Source organism: Litorivita sp. NS0012-18, assembly GCF_040371945.1.
Taxonomy (GTDB): Bacteria; Pseudomonadota; Alphaproteobacteria; order Rhodobacterales; family Rhodobacteraceae; genus Litorivita.
Window position 1 is genome coordinate 1 of the sequence record NZ_BAABWS010000012.1, and the last position, 1,580, is coordinate 1,580.

Consider the following 1,580-nt stretch of genomic DNA (forward strand, 5'->3'; position numbering starts at 1 on the left):
ACCCCGACTTCAATGGCGAGGCTGTGATCAGCTACACCATCGATGACGGCAACGGCGGCACGGATACGGCCGAAGTCATCGTCACCGTCACCCCCGTCAACGACGATCCGGTGGCCAATGATGACGTGGCCTCGACCGAGGAAGACACGCCGGTCACCATCGATGTGCTTGGCAATGACACCGACGTCGACGGCGACCCGCTCACCGTGACCGAGGCGACATCTCCCGACGGCGATGTGACCATCAACCCCGATGGCACGATCACCTTCGAGCCCGCGCCCGACTTCACCGGCGAGGCGACGATCACCTACACGGTGGACGACGGCCAAGGCGGCACGGACACGGCGCAAGTCACTGTAAACGTTGGCGAAGTCAATGACCCGCCGGTCGCAGAAGATGACGCGGCCACCACCGATGAGGACACGCCTGTCACCATCGATGTTTTGGGCAACGACACCGACGCCGACGGTGATGATCTGACCGTCACCGAGGCGACCAGCCCCGACGGCACCGTCACCATCAACCCCGATGGCACGCTCGAGTTCACCCCGAACCCCGACTTCAATGGCGAAGCTGTGATCAGCTACACCATCGATGACGGCAACGGCGGCACGGACACGGCCGAAGTCATCGTCACCGTCACCCCCGTCAACGACGATCCGGTGGCCAATGACGATGTGGCCTCGACCGAGGAAGATACGCCGGTCACCATCGATGTGCTTGGCAATGACACCGACGCGGACGGCGATGACCTGACCGTCACCGAGGCGACCAGCCCCGATGGCACCGTCACCATCAACCCCGATGGCACCATCACCTTCGAGCCCGCGCCCGACTTCACCGGCGAGGCGACGATCACCTATACGGTCGACGACGGCCAGGGCGGCACGGACACGGCGCAAGTCACTGTAAACGTTGGCGAAGTCAATGACCCGCCGGTCGCGGAAGACGACGCGGCCACCACCGATGAGGACACGCCTGTCACCATCGATGTTTTGGGCAACGACACCGACGCCGACGGCGATGACCTGACCGTCACCGAGGCGACCAGCCCCGACGGCACCGTCACGATCAACCCCGATGGCACGCTCGAGTTCACCCCGACCCCCGACTTCAATGGCGAGGCTGTGATCAGCTACACCATCGATGACGGCAACGGCGGCACGGATACGGCCGAAGTCATCGTCACCGTCACCCCCGTCAACGACGATCCGGTGGCCAATGACGATCTGGCCTCGACCGAGGAAGACACGCCGGTCACCATCGATGTGCTTGGCAATGACACCGACGTGGACGGCGATCCGCTCACCGTGACCGAGGCGACATCGCCCGACGGCGATGTGACCATCAACCCCGATGGCACCATCACCTTCGAGCCCGCGCCTGATTTCACCGGCGAGGCGACGATCACCTATACGGTCGACGACGGCCAAGGCGGCACGGACACGGCGCAAGTCACTGTAAACGTTGGCGAAGTCAATGATCCGCCGGTCGCAGAAGATGACGCGGCCACGACCGATGAGGACACGCCTGTCACCATCGATGTGCTCGGCAACGACACCGACGCGGACGGCGATGAT

Annotated in this window: 1 protein-coding gene; it reads left to right on the plus strand. The window is 63.8% G+C overall.

The window, feature by feature from the left end; all coding sequences use genetic code 11:
* A partial coding sequence (locus ABWV64_RS15920) for an Ig-like domain-containing protein (protein ID WP_353347063.1) occupies window positions 1-1,580 on the plus strand: 1,580 nt, incomplete at both ends.